The sequence below is a fragment of the Kitasatospora sp. NPDC051853 genome, assembly GCF_044452665.1.
GTDB lineage: Bacteria > Actinomycetota > Actinomycetes > Streptomycetales > Streptomycetaceae > Kitasatospora.
In genome coordinates, this window is record NZ_JBITBY010000003.1 from 325,433 (window position 1) to 348,597 (window position 23,165).

Annotated in this window: 19 protein-coding genes and 1 riboswitch; of the genes, 14 read left to right on the forward strand and 5 right to left on the reverse strand. The window is 72.3% G+C overall.

The window, feature by feature from the left end; all coding sequences use genetic code 11:
• Positions 1-7: 7 nt before the first annotated feature.
• Positions 8-547, reverse strand: coding sequence for an NUDIX domain-containing protein (locus ACIA8O_RS10455; protein ID WP_396293239.1), 540 nt, complete (start codon positions 545-547; stop codon positions 8-10).
• 343 nt (positions 548-890) lie between these two features.
• Between ACIA8O_RS10455 and ACIA8O_RS10460 the strand changes: the two genes are divergently transcribed.
• Positions 891-1,697 carry an IclR family transcriptional regulator gene (locus ACIA8O_RS10460; RefSeq protein ID WP_396293240.1) on the forward strand — a complete coding sequence of 269 codons (807 nt, stop codon included), beginning with the start codon at positions 891-893 and terminating at the stop codon, positions 1,695-1,697.
• A 174-nt stretch (positions 1,698-1,871) separates the two neighbouring features.
• Complete coding sequence (locus tag ACIA8O_RS10465) at positions 1,872-2,297, forward strand: SsgA family sporulation/cell division regulator (protein WP_396293241.1); 426 nt, start codon at positions 1,872-1,874, stop codon at positions 2,295-2,297.
• An 84-nt stretch (positions 2,298-2,381) separates the two neighbouring features.
• On the opposite strand, the gene ACIA8O_RS10470 is transcribed toward ACIA8O_RS10465, so the two are convergent.
• Positions 2,382-2,759, reverse strand: coding sequence for a phage holin family protein (locus tag ACIA8O_RS10470; RefSeq protein WP_396293242.1), 378 nt, complete (start codon positions 2,757-2,759; stop codon positions 2,382-2,384).
• A gap of 90 nt (positions 2,760-2,849) precedes the next feature.
• Between ACIA8O_RS10470 and ACIA8O_RS10475 the strand changes: the two genes are divergently transcribed.
• The 5 genes from ACIA8O_RS10475 to ACIA8O_RS10495 all read left to right on the forward strand — a co-directional run bounded on the left by ACIA8O_RS10475 (position 2,850) and on the right by ACIA8O_RS10495 (position 6,999).
• Positions 2,850-3,167, forward strand: a complete 318-nt coding sequence (locus ACIA8O_RS10475; RefSeq protein ID WP_396293243.1) for a cupin domain-containing protein — start codon at positions 2,850-2,852, stop codon at positions 3,165-3,167.
• Positions 3,168-3,232: 65 nt separating this feature from the next.
• Complete coding sequence (gene tenA / locus ACIA8O_RS10480; RefSeq protein ID WP_396293244.1) at positions 3,233-3,895, forward strand: thiaminase II; 663 nt, start codon at positions 3,233-3,235, stop codon at positions 3,893-3,895.
• 170 nt (positions 3,896-4,065) lie between these two features.
• Positions 4,066-4,266, forward strand: coding sequence for a DUF5326 family protein (locus ACIA8O_RS10485; RefSeq protein WP_396293245.1), 201 nt, complete (start codon positions 4,066-4,068; stop codon positions 4,264-4,266).
• A gap of 137 nt (positions 4,267-4,403) precedes the next feature.
• Positions 4,404-4,539, forward strand: a riboswitch (TPP riboswitch).
• Entirely contained in the window at positions 4,535-6,358 is a 1,824-nt protein-coding gene (gene thiC / locus ACIA8O_RS10490; RefSeq protein WP_396293246.1) for a phosphomethylpyrimidine synthase ThiC, read from the forward strand. Its footprint overlaps the riboswitch before it by 5 nt.
• Before the next feature lie 149 nt (positions 6,359-6,507).
• Complete coding sequence (locus tag ACIA8O_RS10495; protein WP_396293247.1) at positions 6,508-6,999, forward strand: hypothetical protein; 492 nt, start codon at positions 6,508-6,510, stop codon at positions 6,997-6,999.
• 51 nt (positions 7,000-7,050) lie between these two features.
• Here the strand turns inward: ACIA8O_RS10495 and ACIA8O_RS10500 are convergent, their stop codons facing one another.
• The 3 genes from ACIA8O_RS10500 to ACIA8O_RS10510 form a co-directional block, all read right to left on the reverse strand.
• The gene (locus tag ACIA8O_RS10500) at positions 7,051-7,857 is read right to left on the reverse strand and encodes a hypothetical protein (protein ID WP_396293248.1); all 807 of its coding nucleotides are present in this window, start codon (positions 7,855-7,857) and stop codon (positions 7,051-7,053) included.
• A 205-nt stretch (positions 7,858-8,062) separates the two neighbouring features.
• Positions 8,063-9,223 (reverse strand): metallophosphoesterase, encoded by a 1,161-nt coding sequence (locus ACIA8O_RS10505; RefSeq protein ID WP_396293249.1) that lies wholly within the window; start codon positions 9,221-9,223, stop codon positions 8,063-8,065.
• Between the two features lie 70 nt (positions 9,224-9,293).
• Positions 9,294-10,466, reverse strand: a complete 1,173-nt coding sequence (locus ACIA8O_RS10510; protein ID WP_396293250.1) for a LacI family DNA-binding transcriptional regulator — start codon at positions 10,464-10,466, stop codon at positions 9,294-9,296.
• Between the two features lie 328 nt (positions 10,467-10,794).
• On the opposite strand from ACIA8O_RS10510, the gene hisC reads away from it, so the two are divergent.
• The 7 genes from hisC (at position 10,795) to ACIA8O_RS10545 (ending at position 23,123) form a co-directional block, all read left to right on the forward strand.
• Entirely contained in the window at positions 10,795-11,874 is a 1,080-nt protein-coding gene (gene hisC, locus ACIA8O_RS10515; protein WP_396293251.1) for a histidinol-phosphate transaminase, read from the forward strand.
• A 230-nt stretch (positions 11,875-12,104) separates the two neighbouring features.
• On the forward strand, positions 12,105-13,418 hold the full coding sequence (locus tag ACIA8O_RS10520; RefSeq protein ID WP_396293252.1) for an efflux RND transporter periplasmic adaptor subunit: 1,314 nt from the start codon (positions 12,105-12,107) through the stop codon (positions 13,416-13,418).
• Between the two features lie 2 nt (positions 13,419-13,420).
• Positions 13,421-14,173, forward strand: coding sequence for an ABC transporter ATP-binding protein (locus ACIA8O_RS10525; RefSeq protein WP_396293253.1), 753 nt, complete (start codon positions 13,421-13,423; stop codon positions 14,171-14,173).
• On the forward strand, positions 14,170-15,369 hold the full coding sequence (locus ACIA8O_RS10530; RefSeq protein ID WP_396293255.1) for an ABC transporter permease: 1,200 nt from the start codon (positions 14,170-14,172) through the stop codon (positions 15,367-15,369). The genes ACIA8O_RS10525 and ACIA8O_RS10530 overlap by 4 nt, the downstream gene beginning before the upstream one ends.
• Positions 15,370-15,376: 7 nt before the next feature.
• Positions 15,377-15,976, forward strand: a complete 600-nt coding sequence (locus ACIA8O_RS10535; RefSeq protein ID WP_396293256.1) for a hypothetical protein — start codon at positions 15,377-15,379, stop codon at positions 15,974-15,976.
• Positions 15,977-16,183: 207 nt separating this feature from the next.
• Positions 16,184-22,537, forward strand: a complete 6,354-nt coding sequence (locus ACIA8O_RS10540) for an RHS repeat-associated core domain-containing protein (RefSeq protein ID WP_396293596.1) — start codon at positions 16,184-16,186, stop codon at positions 22,535-22,537.
• A gap of 73 nt (positions 22,538-22,610) precedes the next feature.
• Positions 22,611-23,123: a hypothetical protein gene (locus tag ACIA8O_RS10545; RefSeq protein WP_396293258.1), complete on the forward strand. Its 513-nt coding sequence runs from the start codon at positions 22,611-22,613 to the stop codon at positions 23,121-23,123.
• The last annotated feature ends 42 nt before the right edge of the window (positions 23,124-23,165 follow it).

Consider the following 23,165-nt stretch of genomic DNA (forward strand, 5'->3'; position numbering starts at 1 on the left):
GGCCCGCTCAGTGCCGCTCGGCGGCGCCGAGGTCGGGGGCGAGCATGGCCCGGACGCCCTCGATGTTGGCGGCCAGGTAGGCGCGCAGACTGGGCGGGACGACGTTCACCGAGGTGACGCCCTCGCGGGTGAAGGGCAGCCGGACGATCTCGTACTCGCCCTGCGGCTCGTCCACCTCGGGGCCGTGCCGGCGGGACGGGTCCATCGCGGTGAGCCGGCAGACGAAGAAGTGCTGGACCTTGACCCCGTGGGGGTGGGCGAGTGAGCCGTCCTCGTGGTGGGAGTGGGCGACCGTGTCCACGAAGGCGGGCACCACGCCCTCGACCTTGCCCCCGAGTTCCTCGTCCACCTCCCGGTGCAGGGCGGCCACCACGCTGCGGTCGGTGGGCTCCACCCCGCCGCCCGGGGTGATCCAGTACGGCCGGGCGCCGGGCCTGGTCCGCTTGATCAGCACGATCGAGGCGGGGCGGTGCGGATCGTCCGGGTCCAGCTCCAGCAGGATCGCCCGCGCGGTGCGCTTCACCACGGGGCGGACGGGGCCGGTCATGACCACCTCCGGGACGGGAGCGTTGTGCCTGAGTCTCCCGCCGCGGCCCGTCGGTGAAACTCGTACAGACGGGCGAACCGGGCGGACCGGTTCCGCCGAACGGTTGATTCGGCGTGCCCGGGCGCTTCGGGGCCGCAGTGGGCAGTGAGGGCCTTTGGATCTTCGATAGCAAGGCGGGCGCCGGAGATGCTTCTACCGGAGAGTCACATTCCGCCACAGGTGCCTTCGAATCGAAGGTCAAAAGCCGACATTGCTCACCGGAATGATTGCAGGCATGGGCGCCCTGTGCTGCAATGAGCGCCATTCGGGCACAACTGCACTGAAACCGGGCAGGGGGCAGGGCATGACAGTCGATCAGATCGCGGACGCCGCACGGAGCATACGGGGCGCCGGGTCGCCGACCGGGGGTACGCGGGAGCCGACCCTGATCGCCTCCGTCCAGCGGGCGCTGCGGCTGCTGGAGGCCGTCGGCGAGTACCGCGAGGGCGCCACCGCCAAGCAGCTGGCCCGGGCCGCCGGGCTGCCGCTGGGCACCACGTACCACCTGCTCCGCACCCTGACCCACGAGGCCTACCTGTGCCGCGTCGACGGCCGGTTCTTCTACGGCGCCTCGGTGGACGGCATCGGCCGGGACGGCGGCCGGCAGGCCGAACGGGCCGGCCTGCGCGACCGGATGGAGCAGATCGGCCTGGAGCTGGGCACCGCCGTCTACTACGCCGTCTACGAGGACGGCGAGGTCCGGGTGGTCGACGTGGTCGACGCCCCGGCCCGGCCCGCGGTCACGGAGTGGGCCGACTTCAAGGTCACCGCCAACGCCCACGCGGTCGGCCAGTGCCTGCTCTCCCAACTCGGCGAGGAGGACCGCCAGGACCACTTCAGCCGCCACCCCCCGGTCGGGCTCACCCCGTCCACGGTCACCGACCGCACCCTGCTGCTCCGCCGCCTGGCCGCGGCCGAGCCGAGCAGGCCGGTGCTGGAGCGTCAGCAGTACGCGCTCGGCACGGTCTGCGCCGCCGTCCCGATCACCGTCGGCTCGGCCGTCGCCACCATGGCGATCTCCCTCCCGGCGGCCCGCGACGGGGAACTGCCCGCGAAGGCCGAGCGGCTCCGTTCGCTGGTCGGGGCGATGTCCCCCTCGTTCGTCCACTGACCCCGTCGGGTGTGTCCGCTCACCATTTGAAAAAGCGCGTCTTGTCCCCTTCGTCCCCGAAGCACCACGATGGAGCCGGAAGGGGACCTTGAGGACCACTGCAGGAATCGCATGCCCGGCCACCGGCGGTCCCCTCAACCACCGGACACCGGGCAGAACGAGAGGTACTGGCGCATGCACAGCACGGTCCAGGGCCACGTGGTGATGAACCTCGTGGTCTCGCACGAGCTCTCCTTCCGCATCGTGGTCGACCTCGACTACGACCCCGTGGACCCGTTCGCGGTCCGGTTCACCTTCCACCTCCCCGGCGACGCCCCGGTCACCTGGTACTTCGCCCGCGAGCTGCTGCTGGACGGCATCAGCCGCCCGACCGGCGAGGGGGACGTGCACATCCACCCCGTGGGCGACGAGCTCTCCGAGGTCTGCATCGTGCTGCACTCCCCGGACGGCGACGCCCGGCTGGTCGCCTCGGCCCCGCCGCTGATCGCCTTCCTGGCCCGGACCGACCGGCTGGTGCCGATGGGCCAGGAGCCGACCGGCAGCGAGCTGGACGAGGCACTGGCCGCCATCCTGGCCAAGGGCTGCGAGAACCTCGGCTGAGGCGGCGCCACCGCGCCCGGCAGCACGAAGGGCCCACCGTCCGGAGGCGGTGGGCCCTTCCGTGTGCGGGGGAGTGACCCCGCGTCAGTCGTCGTCGCCGAAGGCCAGGTTGAGGCCCCAGGACACCAGGCTGATGATCAGCGAACCCAGCAGGGCGGCCCAGAAGCCGTCCACGTGGAAGTCCAGGTCCAGCTTGTCGGAGGCCCAGGAGGTCAGCCAGAGCATCAGGGCGTTGATCACGAAGGTGATCAGCCCCAGGGTGAGGATGAACAGCGGCAGCGAGAACAGCTTGACCACCGGCTTGATCAGGAAGTTCACCACCCCGAAGATCAGGGCGACGGCGATCACCGTCACGGTCTTGCTCTGCCAGTCGTCCCCGGACAGCGTGATGCCGGACACGATCCAGGCGGCCACCCAGATGGCGGCCGCGTTGATCAGCGTCTTGATGACGAAGTTCTTCATGGCCACGAGGGTGGCAGGCCGCCGGGCCCGGCGGAAGCTCCCCGGGCGCATGTTGTTCAATGTGGCCATCACAACAGGAGGGTGGCCCCCGTGAAGGTCTTCCGGCTGGACCGGCTCGACGCCGAACGCTCCGAGGGCGGCGGCGCCTACCTGCGGTTCCTGAAGGAGCGTCACATGTCCGCCGGGCTCTACGCGCTCTCCCCCGGCGAGACCGACACCCAGACCGCGCACGCCCAGGACGAGCTCTACCAGGTGATCAGCGGCCGGGCCGAACTGACCGTCGGCGGCGAGACCACCACCGTCGGCCGGGGCAGCGTGGTCTACGTGCCGGCCGGCACGCCGCACCGCTTCCACCACGTCACCGAGGAGCTCCGGGTACTGGTGGTCTTCTCCCCGCCGGAGGACTGACGGGCCGTCCGGAGCGCTCCGGGTAGGGTCGGCCGAGGCCCGACCCGTCCATCCCTGGAGCAACGATGACCTTCACCGAGGAACTCTGGTCGGCGATCGAGCCGATCCACGCGGAGATCCTGGCCCACCCCTTCATCTCCGGCCTGACCGACGGCACCCTGCCGCGCGAGGCCTTCCGGCACTTCGTGGTCCAGGACTCGCACTACCTGCGGGACTACGCCCGGGCGCTGGCCGTCTGCGCCGCCAAGGCCCCCGACGAGGAGGGCGTGCGGGCCTTCGCCGCCGACGCGGTCGGCGCCATCGCGGCCGAGCAGGAGATGCACGCCGACTTCCTGTCCGCCTTCGGCGAGCGCGCCGAGGAGGCCGCCGCCGAGCCGGTGCTGCCGACCACCCGGGCCTACACCAGCTACCTGCTGGCCACCGTCTACGGCGGCTCCTTCGCCGAGGCGGTCGGCGCGGTGCTGCCCTGCTACTGGATCTACGCCCGGGTCGGCGAGCAGCTGCTCGCCTCCTCCTCCCCCGACCCGCTCTACGCCAAGTGGATCGCCACCTACGGCGACGAGGCCTTCCAGTCCGTGGTCCGCCGGGTGCTGGAGCTGACGGACCGTCTGGGCGAGCAGCTCGCCCCGGCCGAGCGGGCCCGGGTGGTCGAGCACTTCGTGACCACCTCGCGGTACGAGTGGATGTTCTGGGACGCCGCCTGGCGCCGCGAGACCTGGCCGGTCTGACTCCTCCCGGAGTCGGGGTCGGACCGGCCCGGACCTAGGGGGCATCTCCGGGTTCTCTCCGGGCCGCCACCCCTCGGAAGCCGTGCCCCGGCCGGGTACGGTCGAAGTATCGAAGCAACGGGACGCGACGGACCAGCCGTCACCGGCCCGAGGGGAGAGAAGGAACGGACATGGCCGAGCTCTGGAAGTCGCTGCCCTCCTGGGTGCGCAACATCGTCGTCCCGGTCATCGCGGTGATCCTGGCCTGGAACCTGATCTGGTTCGTGGTCGGCGCGGTGACCTCATTGCTCGCCTTCCTGTTCAAGGCCCTGATCGTGGTCGGCGTCGCGGCCGGTGTGGTGATCCTGGTGAAGAAGGCCGCCAAGAGCTGACGCCCCGCACGACGACGGACGGCCCGGCCCCCCTCGGGGGGCCGGGCCGTCTCACGTGGTGAACAGACCGTCAGGTCTGCTCTGGACCATCCGCAACCTGACCGCTACGGTGTTGGACGTCTTGTCGCAGGCAAACCGCCTGTGGACACGGGAGCTCGGAGCACCGGGCTGAGAGGGCGCTGAAAGGTACGTGCGAGCCGCGTACCGACCGCTGCGTCGACCGCAGGAACCTGACCGGGTAATGCCGGCGTAGGGAGTTTGAGGTCTCATGACCACGTTCGATGCACAGCAGAAGTCTGCCCCGGCCCAGGTGGAGAGCGCCGTCACCAGCGCCACCACCGGCTACCCGACCCCGGCATGGCGCAAGGCCTACCGCGACGGTTCCCGGCCCGACCTGCGGGTGCCGTTCAAGGAGGTCGTCCTCACCAACGGCAAGTCCGTTCCGCTGTACGACACTTCGGGCCCGTACACCGACCCCGCCTACCAGCCCGACGTGCGCCGCGGCCTGCCCGTGCTGCGCGACGCCTGGATCCGCCAGCGCGGCGACGTCGAGGAGTACGAGGGCCGCGAGGCGCGCCCCGAGGACGACGGCATCAAGCACACCTCGCCGCGCGGCGGCAACCTGCGCAACCTGGACGCGGTCTTCCCCGGCCGCCCGCGCCGCCCGCTGCGCGGGCGCGAGGGCGCGGTGACCCAGCTCGCCTACGCGAAGCGCGGGATCGTCACGCCGGAGATGGAGTTCGTGGCGCTCCGGGAGGGCATGGACCCGGAGTACGTGCGCTCCGAGGTGGCCCGCGGCCGCGCGGTCATCCCGGTGAACGTGAACCACCCCGAGGTGGAGCCGTCGATCATCGGCACCAACTTCCTGGTGAAGATCAACGCCAACATCGGCAACTCCGCCGTCACCTCCTCGATCGAGGAGGAGGTGGAGAAGATGACCTGGGCGACCCGCTGGGGCGCCGACACCGTGATGGACCTCTCCACCGGGCGGAACATCCACACCACCCGCGAGTGGATCCTGCGCAACTCGCCGGTGCCGATCGGCACCGTGCCGCTGTACCAGGCGCTGGAGAAGGTGGACGGCAAGGCCGAGGAGCTGAACTGGGAGGTCTACCGGGACACCATCATCGAGCAGTGCGAGCAGGGCGTGGACTACATGACGGTGCACGCCGGCGTGCTGCTCCGCTACGTCCCGCTGACGGCCCGTCGCAAGACCGGCATCGTCTCGCGCGGCGGCTCGATCATGGCGGCCTGGTGCCTGGCGCACCACCAGGAGAACTTCCTCTACACCAACTTCGAGGAGCTCTGCGACATCCTGGCCCGCTACGACGTCACCTTCTCGCTGGGTGACGGCCTGCGGCCGGGCTCCACCGCGGACGCCAACGACGAGGCGCAGTTCGCCGAGCTGCAGACCCTCGGCGAGCTGGGCCGGATCGCCCGCGAGCGGGACGTCCAGGTCATGATCGAGGGCCCCGGCCACGTCGCGATGAACAAGATCAAGGAGAACATGGATCTCCAGAAGGAGATCTGCGACGAGGCGCCGTTCTACACCCTCGGCCCGCTCACCACGGACGTGGCCCCCGGCTACGACCACATCACCTCGGGCATCGGCGCGGCGATGATCGCCTGGTGGGGCACCGCGATGCTCTGCTACGTCACGCCCAAGGAGCACCTGGGCCTGCCCAACCGGGACGACGTCAAGACCGGCGTGATCACCTACAAGATCGCCGCCCACGCCGCCGACCTGGCCAAGGGCCACCCCGGCGCCTCCGCCTGGGACGACGCCCTCTCCGACGCCCGCTTCGAGTTCCGCTGGGAGGACCAGTTCAACCTGGCCCTCGACCCGGAGACGGCCCGCGCCTTCCACGACGAGACCCTCCCCGCCGAGCCGGCCAAGACCGCGCACTTCTGCTCCATGTGCGGTCCGAAGTTCTGCTCGATGAAGATCTCCCAGAAGATCCGCGACGAGCACGGCGACGGCTCCAGCGCCGTGGCCACCGACTTCGACGCCGAGGCCCTGGCTGGCATGCAGGCCAAGTCCGAGGAGTTCGCCGCCGCCGGCAACCGGGTCTACCTCCCGCTGGCCGACTGACCCGGCGTCACCAGACCGCGCCGTTCTGGGAGGAAGAGGGGGCTTCCCAGGACGGCGCTTTCGGCGTGCCCCGGGCCCTGCCGCTCACCGGCCCGCCGGCGTCCGCCCCGGCGGCAGGTGCCGGGGAGGTGATCGCTAGGCTCCGCGCCGTGAAGGTGTGGAAGGCGATCGGTTTGGGGCTGTTGGGTCTCACCGTCATGGCGAGCTGCAGTGTGATGGGTGCCTGGGCCGTCTTCGGAGGGTTCTACGGCTGCACCTCCAGGGACGAGGAACTGGCTGACGAGCTGAGGACGTTCGCGATCCTCGATGTCCGCCGGCCGGATGCCCGGCAGTCGGGCAGGCGCTACTCGGACTGTGACGAGGACGACGGCTTCGCCGTCGCCGGCCAGTACTACGAGCACACGGGTACGCGTGAGGAGTTGCTCGCCTTCTACCGTGCGGCCGCGGCGAAGGACGGCTGGCAGCCGGACGGGGACGGGCGTGGTGACGGCCTCTGCTTCTCCAAGCCGTACGGCACCGTCACCGCCCATCTGGGGGTGTGGTTCCCGAGCTCCTACGACATCGCGGGGGAGCCTCCGGCGAACGTCATGGAGTACGGCCTGGAGGTGACCGCGAGCCACGACGGCGCGGCATGGTGCTGACGGTCCGGCCCGGCGCTCCGGCCTCCGGGGTGCCGGGCCGCTGACGTGGGGTCAGACCTCGTCCGGGCCGGTGAAGTCCGGCGAGGCGAAGTCGGGGGAGCTGTAGCCGGGGCCGGTGAAGTCGGCCGGGCGCTGGGTGCGGCCGTCGGGGGTGGTGACGCCCTCCACGCCCGGGCTGGTGAAGCCGGGGCTGGAGTAGCCGGGGGAGCCGGGGCGCGGGCCCGGGCGCGGGACGGCGGGCGGGGCCGGGGCGGGGTCGGTGTAGAGGTTGGCCACCAGCCAGGGCAGCAGGGCGCGTTGGTGCAGGGCGGTCAGCCAGGCCTGCCGGGCCTCGGCGAGGGCGGTGTCCTGGGCGGGGGCGGCGCCGTCCCGCAGGGCGGTGAGCAGCAGGCCGACGATGCCGACCACCATCGCGGTGACGGCCACCGCCAGGGAGATCCAGCCGGCCGTCACCACCGCCTGGGCGAGGGCCAGTTCGGGCGAGGCGCCGCGCACCGCGTAGCCGATCGCCAGGAGCAGCAGCCCGCCGGTGCCGGCCAGGATCGGGGTGAGCACGGTGAGCACCGGGAACAGCCCGGCGCCCTCCTCGTTCCGCAGCCGGTCGGTGAGGCCGCGCGGGGCGGGCGGCCCGGCCGCTCTGAGTGCGGTGTAGTGCTGGTACTCGGGGTCGGCCGGGGCGGCCACCCGGTCGGCCAGCAGGGCTGCCTTGGTGCGGAGTTGGGCCGGGTTGAGGTGCGGCCCGGGCGCGGCGAACGCGCCGGTGAGGGCGGAGTCGCGCAGGGCCTCGTCCAGGGCCCGGTCGAAGTCGGGCCGGTCCTCGGGCAGTAACCGCGAGGTGTGCTGCGGAGCTCGGTCCATCGGGGCTTGGTCCATCGGGGAACCCCCGTTCCGTCGTCGCGGTGCGAAGTGGTGCGGTGCGAAGCGGTGCGGTGCGGGTGTGCGAGATCGCCTCGATGGTAGGGGCCGGAAGCGACCGGCACACAGTCGCTTTCCGGTTTTCCACACGTTCCGGTGCGTGGTCGGTACGTGAACGCGACCGTTCGGGAGGCGTTCTGACGGTGGTTCAGTCCAGCGGCAGCCGGGCGACCAGCAGCCGGCCCTCCATGGTGACCCCGCCGTCCATCGCCACGGCCAGCTCGTCCGCGTAGATGTACGGCCCCGGCACGTGCGGCGGCACGCCGTCCTCGGCGTGGGTGGAGCCGGTCAGGTACGGGATCGGGCTGTGCCCGTGCACCACCCGGTGGCCGCCGTAGGCGCCGAGCAGCTCGTGCACCGCCTGCGCCCCGGCCGGGCCGCGGAAGGCGAAGCGCTTGGTGAAGCGCCGGAAGGCGTCCCACCACTCGTCGGCGCCCTCGTCGGCGAGCAGCCGGTGCACCGCCTCGTTGACGTCGTCCAGGGTGGAGCCGTACTCCAGGTAGGCGGTGGTGTCGGAGTGCAGCAGCAGGTGGCCGTCCTCCAGGGCGATGGCGGGCAGCCGGGAGAGCCAGCTGACGTGGTGCGACTCCAGCCGCTCCAGGTCGCTCTGCTGACCGCCGTTCAGCCGCCAGGCAGCCAGGAAGGAGGCCGTTCCGGCGGTGGACTGCACCGGCTCGTCGCCGTACCGCGCGGCGCCCAGGAAGAGCAGTTCGTGATTGCCCATCAGGGCCCGGCAGTAGCCGCCGGCCGCGGCCGCCTCGGCGGCCAGCTGCATCACCAGGTCGATCACGCCGATGCCGTCCGGGCCCCGGTCGGTGAAGTCCCCGAGGAACCAGAGCCGGGAGCGGCCGGCCGACCAGTGGCCCTCGGCGTCGATCAGGCCCTGCTGGTGCAGTGCGGCCAGCAGCTCGTCGAGGTAGCCGTGCACGTCGCCGACCACGTACAGCGGGCCGGGCGCCTCGCCGGGCTCCGGCTGCGGGTACGGGTAGTGGACCTCCTCCGGCGGGACCGGCTGGGCCAGCTCCATGGTCGGGGGGTCGTCGGAGGCCGCCGCCCCGTGCCCGTACTCGTGGACGGCCTCCTGGACGGCCTCCGGGCCGTAGCCGGGGGCGGCCTGACTGACCGTCGGCCAGTGCTGCTCCAGGAACCGGGCACCGCCGTAGCCGCTGTACGTGGCGTCGTAGCCGTAGCCGCCGGGCGGCTCGGGAGGCTCGTAGTAGGAGCCGTACGGGAGCACGTCGAGGTCCTGCGGCTGGCGGGGGCCTGACTCGGGGAGCTCAGGCCCGGGGAGGCGGTCCTCGGGTGTCATTCGCCCATCATAGGAAGACCGCTCTCCCCTGGTCCCCACCTGGTGCCCACCAATCGTCCGTCGGCCGGTCCTACGTCTCCCCCGGTGGCCGGGGCGGGCTCACCGTGGTGCGTGGGCTCCGGCGTTGGGAGGAGGCCCGGACGATGAGTTCGGTCGGCATCAGGGTGCCGGGCGGCGGCCCGGCCGAGGCGGTCCGGTAGCGGGGCGGGAAGAGCCGGGTGCCCTTGACCGGATCGGAGGAGGCGACCCCGGACGAGTCGACTCCCTCGATGGCGTCGATCAGCAGGTTGACCACGGTGGTGCCGATCCGACGGGGTTTCAGGGAGAGCGTGGTGATCGGCGGCTCGGTGCCGGCGTAGACGTCGCTCTCGCTGCAGCAGACCAGCAGCAGGTCCTCCGGCACCCGGAGCCCGTACCGCCGCGCGGCGGCCAGCAGGTCGGTGCCGTTGGGGTCGAAGAGGCCGTAGACCGCGTCCGGCCGGTCCGGCCGGGCCAGCAGCCGGTCGGCGGCCAGCGCCCCGGCGGCCGGGTCGTGGGCCGGGTAGGTCTCGTAGACCGGCTCCTGGCCGACCCGCTCGCACCAGCCGAGGTAGGCGTCGGTGGAGAGCCGGGTGTAGGTGTCGGTGGAGGTCCCGGTGAGCAGCCCGATCCGGCGGGCGCCGGCCTCGCTCAGGTGGTCCAGGATGCCGAGCACGGCGGCCTCGTGGTCGTTGTCGACCCAGGCGGTGACCGGGCAGTTGCCCGGTTTGCCGTCGCTCACCACCGGGACGCCCGAGCGGTAGAGCTCGCTCACCAACGGGTCCTGGTCGGGCGGGTCGATCACCACGGTGCCGTCCAGCGCGATGTTCCCCCAGACGTCGTGCCGGGAGGAGGCGGGCAGCACGACCAGCGCGTAGCCGCGGCTGAGCGCGGCACTGGTGGCGGCCCGCGCCATCTCGGCGAAGTAGGCGAACTCGGTGAAGGTGAACGGCTCTTCGCCGTAGGTGGTGACGGTCAGTCCGATCAGGCCGGAGCGTCCGGTGCGCAGGGTGCGGGCGGCGGCCGATGGGCGGTAGCCGAGGCGCTCGGCCACCTCGCGCACTCGGCTTCTGGTCTCGTCGGGAAGGCGGCCCTTACCGTTGAGGGCGTCCGAGACCGTGGTGATCGACACTCCGGCGGCTGCTGCCACATCCCGGATGCCGGCCCGTTCCAGTCGCCGCGAGGTGGTGGGTCGCCGACCGCTCTGGTTGGCTGCTGCTGTCATGGCGGACCGATCGTATGGCGCATGACCGCGCTGTGTGACCGGTACCGACAGAGAGTCAGAAGAACCGTTTCTCCATGAACCTTCGGCCGCGCATCCCTTCGATACCGGTCGCAATCCAGCCGTCTTACCTCTGACATGTGCCATGGGAACCCGGCAGAATGGCTGATCGGTACCCGTACCCCGAACGAGCAACTCACCCGCACGGGTGAGCGTGCCCGCCATCGTTCGGGGCACCCGACCGGGTGGGACGGGTACGCACCACGGGGCCGGGCGCGCGTACGGCGATCCCGGCCGCGCACGGCACCACGATTTCGACAAGGAGCGCACCGTGACCGGTACGGCAGCACAGGGCCCCCGCCTGAGGCCGACGCTGGACGGCATCCCCACCTACAAGCCCGGCAAGCCGGCCGGCGCCGACTCGTACAAGCTGTCCTCCAACGAGAACCCGTTCGAGCCGCTCCCCGGCGTGCTGGACGCGGCGGTCTCCGCCGCCGCCTCCTTCCACCGCTACCCGGACATGGCCGCCACCGAGCTGGTCGAGGAGCTCGCCGCCCGCTTCGGCGTCCCGGCCGAGCACGTCGCGGTCGGCACCGGCTCGGTCTCGGTGGCCCAGTCCCTGGTGCTCTCCACCGCGGGCCCGGGCGACGAGGTGGTCTTCGCCTGGCGCTCCTTCGAGGCCTACCCGATCATCACCCAGGTCGCCGGGGCCACCCCCGTGCCCGTCCCGCTCACCGCGGGCGAGGAGCACGACCTGGACGCGATGCTGGCCGCGATCAACGAGCGGACCCGCCTGGTCTTCGTCTGCAACCCCAACAACCCCACCGGCACCGTGATCCACCGGGCCGAGCTGGAGCGCTTCCTGGACGCCGTCCCGAGCGACGTCCTGGTCGTGGTCGACGAGGCCTACATCGAGTTCATCCGCGACGCGGAGGTGCCCAACGGCATCGACCTCTACCGCGACCGCCCCAACGTCTGCGTGCTGCGCACCTTCTCCAAGGCCTACGGCCTGGCCGGCCTGCGGGTCGGCTTCGCCGTCGCCCACGAGCCGGTGGCCACCGCGCTGCGCAAGACCGCCGTCCCCTTCGGCGTCTCCCAGCTGGCCCAGGACGCGGCCGTCGCCTCGCTCCGGGCCGAGGACGCCCTGCTGGTCCGGGTCGAGCACCTGGTCGGCGAGCGCGACCGGGTCACCGCCGCCCTGGCCGCCCAGGGCTGGCAGCTGGCCGAGACCCAGGCCAACTTCGTCTGGATCCGCCTCGGCGAGCGCACCCTCGACTTCGCCGCCGCCTGCGCCGCCGCCGGCATCGTCGTCCGCCCCTTCCCGGGCGAGGGCGTCCGCGTCACCATCGGCGAGCCCGAGGGCAACGACATCTTCCTGGCCACCGCCGAGGCCTTCCGCAAGTCGCTCTGACGCTCCGTCCGACGGGCCCGTCACCGGCCGGTGGCGGGCCCGTCGGACGTCCGGCGCACCATGAAGGGTTCCGGGCGGAGGCTGGTAGGCGGCTGGGAGCCCCGGTGGATCCCGCCCGGCGGGCGGGAGGCGGGTGCGGCCGTGCGCGGGGCTCCCCCCGGTGAATCTCCCAGCCAGTTCCCAGGCGGGCCACAGGGGTTGGCAAGCGCCGGGGGGCAGGGTGGTGTGCCATGAAGGTGCTTCCTCGGCGGCGGGCCGCCGTCCTTGTGAACTCCGCGCTCGTGGTGGCCCTGGTGGGTGGTGTCGCGGTGGCGTACTCCACCGTGGGCAGCGAGAGCGGAGTGGCGGCGAGCAAGCCGCAGACCCGGACCGCGACGGTCACCAAGGGGACGGTGCTGGCCACCGTGTCCGGATCCGGCACCCTGTCCTCGCCCAGCGACGCGGGCCAGGACTTCGTCACCGGCGGGAAGGTGACGGCGGTGAAGGTGGCCGTCGGCGACGTGGTGAAGAAGGGCGACGTCCTGGCCACGGTGGCCACCACCGACGCCCAGCAGCAGGTGGACGCGGCGCAGCGGGCGCTGACCACCGCCAACGCCAACCTCACCAAGGCGGAGGCCGGCCAGAAGGTCACCACCACCACGCCGGGCAGGACCGACGAGCGCGGTCAGCAGTCCCAGCCCACCACCACGACCACCGTGACGGTGGACGACGCCCAGGTGGCCCAGGCCGAGCAGCAGGTCCAGACGGCGCAGACCCAACTGACCAACGCCAAGGCGGCGTTGGCGGGTACCACGCTGACCGCCTCGGCCGACGGCACGGTGGCCTCGGTGTCCGGCAAGGTCGGCGACACCGTCTCCGGCACCGGTGGCAGCACCGGCAGCAGCAGCGGGGCCAAGAGCACCGGGACGAGCACCGGCACCACCGGCAGCTCGCTCAGCGGGTTCGTCGTGCTGACCAACCCGACCGGGATGCGGGTCACCGCGAACTTCTCCGAGCTGGACTCGCTCAAGGTGAAGAAGGACGCGGCCGCCACCGTCACGCTCAACGCGCAGTCCGACACCAAGCTCAACGCCAAGGTGCTGAGCGTGAGTTCGCTGCCGAACAGCAGCAGCGGAAGCGGCCAGGGCGGCAGCGCGGTGCAGTACGCGGCGGTCCTGGAGATCACCGGTGACACCAGCAGGCTGCGCACCGGCCTGAGCGCCACCATCTCGGTGGTCACCGGCGAGGCGCAGAACGCCCTCGCGGTGCCGACCGCCGCGCTCTCCGGCACCGGCTCGACCCGGACCGCGACGGTGGTGAAGGACGACGGCTCGACCGAGCGGGTCCAGGTCACCGTGGGCGTGGAGGGCGACTCCACGGTGCAGGTGACGGAGGGTCTGGCCGAGGGCGAGAGGGTGCAGCTGGTGAGCACCACGGTGAGCGGTGGCAACGGCTTCCCGAGCGGGCAGTTCCCGGGCCTGGGCGGTGGCACCGGCGGGGCCGGTGGCTTCGGCGGCGCGGGCGGTGGCGGCACCCGCAACGGCGGTACGGGCGGCGGGCGTTGATCGTGGCAGGCCGGAGTGTGCCGGCCCGTCCGGTGATCCGGCTCAGGAACGTGGTGAAGCGGTACGGCAGCGGCGATGCCACGGTGTACGCGCTGCGCGGCCCGGACGGCCCCGACGGGCAGCCGCTCGGGGTGAGCCTGGACATCGCGGAGGGCGACTTCGTCGCGGTGATGGGCAGTTCGGGTTCGGGGAAGTCGACCCTGATGAACATCCTGGGCTGCCTGGACGTGCCGACCTCCGGCCGGTACCTGCTGGACGGCACCGACGTCGGCCACCTGGACGAGGGTCAGCTGTCGCTGGTGCGCAACCGCCGGATCGGCTTCGTCTTCCAGTCCTTCAACCTGGTGCCGCGCACCACCGCGCTGGCCCAGGTCGAACTGCCGCTGGCCTACGCGGGGGTGCGCAAGGCGGAGCGCCGCAGCCGCGCACTGGCCGCGCTGGAGCGGGTCGGCCTGGCCGACCGGGCCGGGCACAAGCCCAACGAGCTCTCCGGGGGCCAGCAGCAACGCGTCGCGGTGGCACGGGCGTTGGTGACGGCGCCGGCCATGCTGCTGGCCGACGAGCCGACCGGGAACCTGGACAGCCGCTCCACCGAGGAGGTGCTCGGCATCATCGAGGGCCTGAACAGGTCGGGCCGCACGGTGGTGCTGATCACCCACGAGGACGAGGTGGCGGCCCGGGCCGGCCGGGTGATCCGGCTGGTGGACGGGGCGGTCGTCTCGGACGTCCGGCAGCACGAGGAGGTGACGGTGTGATCGTCTGGCAGATGGTGCGGTTCGCGTTCGGCGGGCTGGCGGCCAACAAGGTGCGCTCGGCGCTCACCATGCTCGGCGTGCTGATCGGCGTCGCGGCGGTGATCCTGCTGCTCGCGGTGGGCAACGGCTCCTCGGTCGCGGTGAAGAACTCGATCACCGCGCTCGGCACCAACTCACTGACCGTCAGCGCCTCCAACCTGCGCGGCTCCACCACGGCGGCCAAGCCGCTCACGGTGAACGACGCCAAGGCGATCGCGCAGGCCGGGGCGGTCTCGGTGAAGTCGGTCGCCCCGGTGGTGACCACCTCGGCCGCCGCCACCTACGGGGACGTCTCGCACACCCCCGGTTCGGTGGTGGGGACCTACCCGGCGTACTTCGAGACCGCCAACCAGAAGGTGGAGAAGGGCGACTACTTCTCCAACGACGACGTGCTCAACTCCCGCAAGGTGGCCGTGATCGGCTCCACCACGGCCGGTCAGCTGTTCGCGCAGGAGGACCCGGTCGGCAAGCGGATCGTGATCGGCGGCACCCCGTTCACGGTGACCGGCGTGCTGAAGACCAAGGGCGCCAGCGGATTCAACGACCCGGACGACGTGGTGATCGCCCCGCTGCCCACCGTGCAGAACGCCTTCACCGGCTTCGGGTCCGTCAACCAGATCCTGGTGCAGGCGAGTTCGGCCGAGAGCACCACCGAGGCGCAGGCCGAGGTGAGCCGGGTGCTGCTGGCCTCGCACGCCATCGCCGACCCCTCGAAGGCCGACTTCCGGATCTCCAACCAGGCCTCGCTGCTGACCGCCCGGGAGTCCACCACCAAGACCTTCACCGTGCTGCTCGGCGCGGTGGCCGCGATCTCCCTGCTGGTCGGGGGCATCGGGATCACCAACATCATGCTGGTGACCGTCACCGAGCGGACCAGGGAGATCGGCATCCGCAAGGCGCTGGGCGCGCCCCGGGCGGCCATCCTCGGGCAGTTCCTCACCGAGTCCACCCTGCTCTCGGTGCTGGGCGCCGGTCTCGGCGTGGCCGCCGGGCTGGTCGGGGCCCGCTTCACCATCGTCGGGATCACGCCCGTGGTGATCCCCGAGTCGGTGCTGGGCGCCTTCGGCATCGCCGTCGCGATCGGGCTGTTCTTCGGCAGCTACCCCGCCAACCGGGCCGCCGGGCTGCGCCCGATCGAAGCCCTCCGACACGAATAGGAATCCGATGAGCACTCCACAGAACGGCCCGGCGCACGAGACCGACCCGCTGGCCTCCCCGCCCGACGCCCGGGACATCGCGGCCGAGCTGGCCGCCCCGCCCCGGCGCAAGCTGCCCTGGCCGACCCTGGTGCTGGCCGGCGCGGTGGTGGCCACCCTGGGCTTCGTCGGCGGGGTCCAGTACCAGAAGGGCGAGGGCGGCGGCGCCACCAACGCCCAGGGCCCGCGGGCCGGTGCGAACCAGGGCCAGTTCCCGGGCGGGTACGGCGGCACCAACCGCCGGGCCGGCGGCCAGAACGGCCAGAACGGTCAGGGCCTCCCCAACGGCCAGGGCGGCCAGGGCGGCTTCACCCGGGGCACGGTCAAGCAGGTGGACGGCAGCACTGTCTACCTCACCGACGCCAACGGGAACACCGTCAAGGTCACCACCACCGACGCCACCAAGGTGCAGCTCTCCAAGCAGGGCAAGGCGGCCGACCTGACCCCCGGCCAGTCGGTGACCGTGGTCGGCACCCCGGACGGCTCGGGCGGCTACGCGGCCACCCAGCTCACGGAGGGTGCGGGCGGCTTCCCGGGGGGCGGCGCGCCCCGGCAGAGTGCCGGATGATCACTAACGATCGCATAAAAACTGTCTGATGAACTGTCAGGTCTGCCCCGATTGACTGATTTGTCATCAGTTCCCCATATGTCCATCACATAGTGTCCCCGATCCAGTCACCTCGCGTCAGAGGTGCGAGTCGAGGAGAGCACGATGGAGAACGGGACGACCGAGCCCGGGAGGCGCCTGACCGGCGCACTCCCGGGGCTGCGGCCGATGAGCGCCGCCCTGGCGCTCGCGGTCGCGGTGTCGGTTCTGGCGGGGTCGGAGACGGTGTTCGCCGCTCCGGCCGGGGCGGCGGCCGCCGCCGCCAAGGGGCAGCAGCAGTACGCGACCTCGGCCCAGGACCTGGCGTCCGCGCGGGTGCTGGCGCGGCTCTCGGGGCAGCGGGTCGAGGTGCTGGGGGAGCGCACCGAGACCTCCACCACCTGGGTGAACAAGGACGGGTCGCTCACCACCGAGCTGGCGGCGGCGCCGATCCGGTTCCAGCGCGACGGCCAGTGGGCCGACGTCGACCTGACCCTCCAGCAGGCCCAGGACGGTTCGGTGGCGCCCAAGGCGCACCCGCACGGCCTGAAGCTGGGCGGCGCGGGCGGCACGCCGGTCGGCTCGCTGCGCGAGGCGAAGGCCGGCCAGGGCCAGGGCCGTCCGCTGGTGACGCTCGGCTCCGGTGACCAGCAGGTGGAGCTCCAGTGGCGCGGCGGTCTGCCGAAGCCCGAGCTCAACGGCACGGTCGCCACCTACCGCAACGCGGTCGCCGACGGCGCCGCGGACCTGGTGGTGGAGGCCACCCGGACCGGCTTCGAGCAGTTCGTCACGCTCAAGCAGCGGCCCGCCGCCGACGGCTTCTCCTACACCATGCCGCTCAAGGCCAAGGGTCTGCGGGCCCAGGCGCAGCCGGACGGCAGCGTGGTGTTCAGCGACGCGAACAGCGGCGAGCAGCGGGCGGTGATGCCGGCCCCGGTGATGTGGGACTCCACCGTGGATCCGTCGGCCGGGGACAAGGTCCGCAAGGCCAAGGTCCAGGTCAGGGTCGAACAGCGCGGCGGTGACCTGGAGTTGGTGTACACCCCGGACGCCGCGTTCCTGGCGGATCCGGCGACCCGGTTCCCGGTGACGGTCGACCCGGCCACCGCGGCGCTGGGCAACGTCTTCGACACCTACGTGCAGCAGGGCGAGACGGTGGACTGGTCCACCGACGTGGAGCTGGACCTGGGCAACCCCGGTACCAAGAACGCGGACGGCAGCTTCCGCACGGCCCGTTCGTTCATGACCTGGAACACCGCGCCGATCGCCGACGCGCTGGTGTCCTCCGCGACGCTGAGCCTGTGGAACTTCCACTCCGGCAACAACGTGGACTGCAAGCCGTACGACTGGGAGGTGTGGGCCACCGGCCGGGCGAGCACCGCCAGCCGCTGGACCGCCCAGCCCACCTGGAACACCAAGTACGCCACCTCGAACGAGACCAAGGGCAACCCGTCCTGCACCTCGGCCCCGGACGGCTGGGTCAACGCGGACGTCACCAACCTGGTGCAGATCTGGGCCTCGGCGAAGAACGGCCTCTCCGACCTGGGCCTGCGGGCCGCCTCCGAGGCGGGCGTGAGCGGCTGGAAGCGCTTCAACTCGGCCAACGCCGGCTCCAACGTGCCGAAGCTGACGGTCAATTACAACTACCGGCCGCGCACCGGCACCGACCAGCAGGCCGGTTCGCCGTTCTTCAAGGACGCCGCGGGCACCTGGTGGGTCAACTCGGCCACGCCGACCCTGCGGGACACCTTCGCGGACCCGAACAACGACAAGGTCAACGGCAGCTTCCAGATCTTCGACGCCGCCACCGACACCCAGGTCGGCAACGTGCTGGTCTCGCCGTGGGTCCCGAGCGGGCAGCCCGCGTCGGTGACCGTGCCGGCCGGGGTGCTGACCAACGGCAAGACGTACAAGTTCCGCACCTCGCCCTACGACGGCACCCACTACAACCTGGGCTGGTCGCCGTGGGCGACCTTCACCGTCGACGCCTCGGCGCCCTCGGCCCCGGCCGCGGTCACCTCCGCCGACTACCCGTCGGGCCAGTGGGTCAAGGGCGCCGGGCAGTCCGGCGTCTTCACCGTCACCCCGCCCGCCGGTGACCAGAACGGGCTGGAGTGGTCGCTGGACGGCGCCACCTGGACCAAGGTCGCCACCAACGGCACCACCACGCCGGTCAACCTGACGGTCACCCCGGACAAGGCCGGTGGCAACACCCTGCGGGTGCGGACCACCGACCGGGCCGAGAACCGCTCCGAGGCGCTCTCCTACGCCTTCCAGGTCGGCGCGGGCGGCGTGACCTCCCCGAACGACGGTTCGCGGACCGCCGCCCGCGTCCCGCTGGCCGCCGAGGCGGACGGCTCCAAGTACGACAGGGCGAGCTTCTCCTGGCGGCGCTCCGACGCCGACGCCTGGGCTCCGGTCCCGCCCGCGGACGTCACCAACTCCGGTGCCGCGCTGGCCTCCTGGCCGGTCGCGCTGACCGCGGGCAAGACCCCGGCGCTGAGCTGGAACGCGGCCGGCACGGTCAACCCGGACGGCACCGTGCAGCTCCGCGCCGACTTCACCGGCCCGGGCGGCACCGTCTCCACCGAGCCGGTCAAGCTGATCGTGGACCGCAAGGCCGACGGCGCCGCCAGTGAGGACATCGGCCCCGGCAGCGTCAACCTGCTCACCGGTGACCTCACCGTCTCCACCACCGACGTCTCGGTGTTCGGCATGAGCGTCGGCCGCACCCACTCCTCCCGCGAGCCGAACGCGGCGGCGGCCCGCGAGGGCCAGGCGCCGATCTTCGGCCCGCACTGGATCTCCGGCATATCCTCGGACATCTCCTCCTCGGACTACACCGAGATCCGGAAGACCTCCAGCACCTCGCTGGACGTGGTGAACGCCGACGGCGGCACCACCTCCTTCACCGCCAACGCGGCCGACAACGGCTGGGTGCCGCAGCCCGGCGAGGAGGACCTGACGCTGCGCGGCTCGTTCGCCGCCGGTGACTTCACGCTCTCCGACACCGACGGCACCGTCACCACCTTCACCAAGGTGGACCCGGCCGCCGCCACCTGGACGGTCAGCTCCAGCCTGCTCGACGGACTCGGCAACACCACCACCACGGTGGTCTCCGAGAAGGTCGTCGCGAACGGCAAGACCCTGGCCCGCCCGAAGCTGGTCATCGCCCCCAGCTCCGCGGTCTCCGCCGCGGCCTGCGCGGCGGACGTCACCACCAAGGGCTGCCGCGTCCTCCAGTTCGGCTACGCCACCGCGACCACCGCGACCGGCACCGCCTACGGCCAGACCGGCGACTTCGCCGGCCAGGTGAGCGGCATCAAGCTCTGGGCCACCGCCCCGGGCGCGGCCGCCGCCACCGCCACCGACGTGGCGGGCTACCAGTACGACATCGACGGCCGGCTCCGCCAGGTCTGGGACCCGCGGCTCGGCCGCACCGCCGAGACCAGCTACGCCTACTACGTGGGCGGCAGCACCGACGGCCGGCTCTACGCGGTCAACCCCCCTGGCGTCAGCGGGGGTTACCACATGGCCTACGGCAACGTGCCGAGCAGCCCGGCGGCCGGCGACGGCATGCTCACCAAGGTGTGGACCAACACCCTGACCCCGGGCACCGCGAGCACCGTCAACGGCACCGCCAACGTCAACGTGGTCTACGGCGTCCCGCTGTCGGGCGCCAAGGCGCCGGAGGACCTCTCCGCCGCCACCGCCGGCCGCTGGGGCCAGACCGACCTGCCCACCGACGCCACCGCCGTCTTCCCGGCCGACCGGGCACCCGCCTCCAACAACGGCGCGGACCTGACCGCGGGCGACTACGGCCGGGCCACCGTGCACTACCTCAACGCCCCCGGGCAGCGGGTGAACCAGGCCCTGCCGGGCCACCGGATCACCACCACCGAGTACGACCGCTGGGGCAACCAGCTGCGCACCCTGGCCGCCGGCAACCGCGAGCTCGCGCTCGGCGGCACCCCCGCGCTCCAGGCCCAGCTGGCCGACCTGGGCATCGACACCCTGGCCTCGGCCGACCGGGCCCGGCTGCTCTCCAGCAGCAGCACCTACAGCGCGGACGGCCAGCGGGAGACCGAGGCGCTCGGCCCGCTGCACCGGGTGACGCTGGAGGGCGACGTGCTCTCCGGCCAGACCGTGCTCGCCAAGGCCGGCACCCAGGCGATGGCCCGGACCCGGACGGTGAAGAGCTACGACGAGGGCCGTCCGACCGACGGCACCGCGAAGGTCAAGGACCAGGCCACCACCACCGTGACGGGTGGTCAGCTCCGCTCCTGGCCGGACCTGTTCGTGGAGACCAGGACCGACAAGAGCGTCTACGACTGGGCGATCGGCGAGGTCACCCAGAAGGTGGAGGACGCCGGCGGGCTCAACCTGACCACCACCACCGGCTACGACACCCAGGGCCGGATCACCTCCACCGCGCTGCCGGCCTCCAACGGCTCGGACGCCGGCACCACCCGGACCACCTACTGGTCGGCCACCGGCACCGGTGCCTGCAACGGCCGCCCGGAGTGGGCCGACCTGGTCTGCCGCACCGCCCCCGGCGGGGACGTCACCGGCGGTGGCACCAACCCGGTCCAACTGCCCGCCAAGACCACCGAGTACGGCCAGTTCGGCCAGGTGGCCCGGACCGACGAGACCGCCAACGGGGTCACCACCACCACGGTGATCACCTCCGACCCGGCGGGCCGTCCGGTCACCACCACGGTCAGCGGCGGCCTGGGCGCCGCGGTGCCCAACACCACCGTGACGTACGACCCGGTGACCGGTGCGCTGACCAAGCAGACCTCGTCCACCGGCGGCACGATCACCAAGGCCTACGACGCGCTCGGCCGGGTGATCTCCTACACCGACGCGGACGGCGGGACCACCACCACCGAGTACGACGCGCTGAACCGGCCCACCAAGGTCACCGACAGCGTGCCGTCCACCACCACCTACACCTACGACACCGCGATCGAACCGCGCGGCGCGGTCACCTCCGTCACCGACTCGGTGGCCGGGACCTTCACCGCCCGGTACGACACCGACGGCGACCTGGCCACCCAGGGCCTGCCCGGCGGCTACACCCTGACGGAGCTCCAGGACCCGGCCGGCACGGTCGTCTCCCGGAACTACACCCGGGACTCCGACGGCACCGTGCTGGTCGCCGACGCCGTCTCGGAGAGCGTGCACGGCCAGTGGCTCGGCCGCACCGGGACGCCCGGGGTGACCGCCTCGCAGACCTTCTCCTACGACAAGGCGGGGCGCCTGACCAAGGTGCAGGACACCTCGGCGGACGCGATCTGCACCACCCGCGGCTACGGCTACGACCGGAACAGCAACCGGCTGACCAAGTCCACCGCGGCCGCCGCGCGCGGCCAGGAGTGCTCCGGCACCGGTGCGACCACCGTCACCAGCGGCTACGACAGCGCGGACCGGCTCACCGACGCCGGGTACGCCTACGACGCCTTCGGCCGGACCTCCGCCATGCCGGGGAGCTCCTTCTCGTACTACACCAGCGATCTGGTGCAGCAGCAGGTCGCGGGCACCAACCGGCAGACCTGGACCCTCGACTCGGCCCAGCGGCTGCGCGGCTGGACCACCGAGGCCAACAACGCCGGCACCTGGAGCGTCACCGGGACCAAGACCAACCACTTCGACGGTGACGGCGACAACCCGCGCTGGATCACCGAGGACGCGGCGGGCAACCTGACCCGCAACGTGGACGGTCCGGACGGCAACCTCGGCGCCACCACCACCAAGACCGGTGGCACCGTGCTCCAACTCGCCGACCTGCACGGCGACATCGCCCTCCAGCTGCCGCTGGACGGCTCGGCGCCGACGGTGCTCGACTACGACGAGTACGGCAACCCGCGGGCCGGCCAGGCCGCGAGCCGGTACGGCTGGATCGGCGGCAAGCAGCGCTCCAGCGAGACCCTGACCGGGCTCACCCTGATGGGCGTGCGGCTCTACAACCCGGCCACCGGGCGCTTCCTCTCCACCGACCCGGTGCCGGGCGGGAACGCCAACGCCTACGACTACTGCAGCGGCGACCCGCTCACCTGCTTCGACCTGGACGGCCGGTGGAGCTGGAAGAGCATCTCCAAGGTGGTCGGCAAGACCCTCGGCCGCGCCTCGGCGATCGCCGGGGTGGCCGGTCTGGTCTGCGTCCCGTGCCGGGCGGCCTCGGCCGTGCTGGGCGTGGCGGCGGCCGGGGTGTACGCCTCGGGCGGCCACTACTCGGCGGCCGGGCGGCAGCTGCGGTCCACCGCGATCAGCGTGGCCACCGGTGGCTTCGGCCGCTTCCGGGCCGTCACCGGGCTGGCCGGGCGGTACAACCGGGCCACCCGCTCCTGGCGCGGCGGCATCGCCTCGCACATCAAGCGCAGCCGCGCCGCCTACCCCAAGAAGAGCGGCCGGTACCGGTTCCACACCTACTCCGGCTGGGCGATCAAGGGCGGCGGCCAGTACATCAGCAAGTACGAGTACGTCCACTACGGTTGGTGGCGCAGGCCCATCGACCGGGCCCGCAGCCGCTTCCACCGCTAGGCGGAGGCACTGACCGGATGGCCGGGCCCGTCACGGGCCCGGCCATCCGGCCTCTCGCACCGTGGAGGTGACGATGGATCGGTACGGACCGCTGCGGCGGGACGGGGACCGGGCGGTGCTCGGCGGCCGCGAGCCGGCCGGGTACACGCCGTACTTCACCCCGGAGGGGGTCGGACGGCAGGCGTCGGGGCTGATCCCCTGGGCCGGGGTCCGCACCCTGGAGGTCGAGCTGGCGGCGAGCCCGTGGAGCAGGGCGCTGGAGGGCGCCCTCTCGGTGGCCGGCTCGCTGGGCTCCGCCCCGGCCGGGTCGCTGCTGCGCAGGGACTCGGTGCTCCGGATCGGGACGGCCGGCGGCGAGCGGCTGGCCTGGTGGTTCGGCGTGCCGCGGGTGGAGGAGCGCTGGCACCCCGCGGTGCTGGAGGAGCTGTTCACCGCGCTCGGGGCCGCGGGCCGGCTCGCGGCGCTCGGCGGACCGGAGCTCGCCGGGGTGCTGGCCGGGCTGCCGGGGGTGCGGCCCTTCCCGCCCGGCCGCCGCCGGAGCGGCCTCCGGGAGGTACTGGAAACGGCCCTCATTGGGCCTTCATGAAACGCGCGTAGCCTCGCCGGGCTATCGTCCTTCGGAGGACAA

Bases quoted from the DNA above. Each gene is read 5' to 3' on its own strand.
- ACIA8O_RS10455 (WP_396293239.1), bottom strand. From the start codon at position 547: ATGACCGGCCCCGTCCGCCCCGTGGTGAAGCGCACCGCGCGGGCGATC.
- ACIA8O_RS10460 (WP_396293240.1), top strand. From the start codon at position 891: ATGACAGTCGATCAGATCGCGGACGCCGCACGGAGCATACGGGGCGCC.
- ACIA8O_RS10465 (WP_396293241.1), top strand. From the start codon at position 1,872: ATGCACAGCACGGTCCAGGGCCACGTGGTGATGAACCTCGTGGTCTCG.
- ACIA8O_RS10470 (WP_396293242.1), bottom strand. From the start codon at position 2,759: ATGAAGAACTTCGTCATCAAGACGCTGATCAACGCGGCCGCCATCTGG.
- tenA (WP_396293244.1), top strand. From the start codon at position 3,233: ATGACCTTCACCGAGGAACTCTGGTCGGCGATCGAGCCGATCCACGCG.
- ACIA8O_RS10485 (WP_396293245.1), top strand. From the start codon at position 4,066: ATGGCCGAGCTCTGGAAGTCGCTGCCCTCCTGGGTGCGCAACATCGTC.
- thiC (WP_396293246.1), top strand. From the start codon at position 4,535: ATGACCACGTTCGATGCACAGCAGAAGTCTGCCCCGGCCCAGGTGGAG.
- ACIA8O_RS10500 (WP_396293248.1), bottom strand. From the start codon at position 7,857: ATGGACCGAGCTCCGCAGCACACCTCGCGGTTACTGCCCGAGGACCGG.
- ACIA8O_RS10505 (WP_396293249.1), bottom strand. From the start codon at position 9,223: ATGACACCCGAGGACCGCCTCCCCGGGCCTGAGCTCCCCGAGTCAGGC.
- ACIA8O_RS10510 (WP_396293250.1), bottom strand. From the start codon at position 10,466: ATGACAGCAGCAGCCAACCAGAGCGGTCGGCGACCCACCACCTCGCGG.
- ACIA8O_RS10520 (WP_396293252.1), top strand. From the start codon at position 12,105: ATGAAGGTGCTTCCTCGGCGGCGGGCCGCCGTCCTTGTGAACTCCGCG.
- ACIA8O_RS10535 (WP_396293256.1), top strand. From the start codon at position 15,377: ATGAGCACTCCACAGAACGGCCCGGCGCACGAGACCGACCCGCTGGCC.
- ACIA8O_RS10540 (WP_396293596.1), top strand. From the start codon at position 16,184: ATGAGCGCCGCCCTGGCGCTCGCGGTCGCGGTGTCGGTTCTGGCGGGG.
- ACIA8O_RS10545 (WP_396293258.1), top strand. From the start codon at position 22,611: ATGGATCGGTACGGACCGCTGCGGCGGGACGGGGACCGGGCGGTGCTC.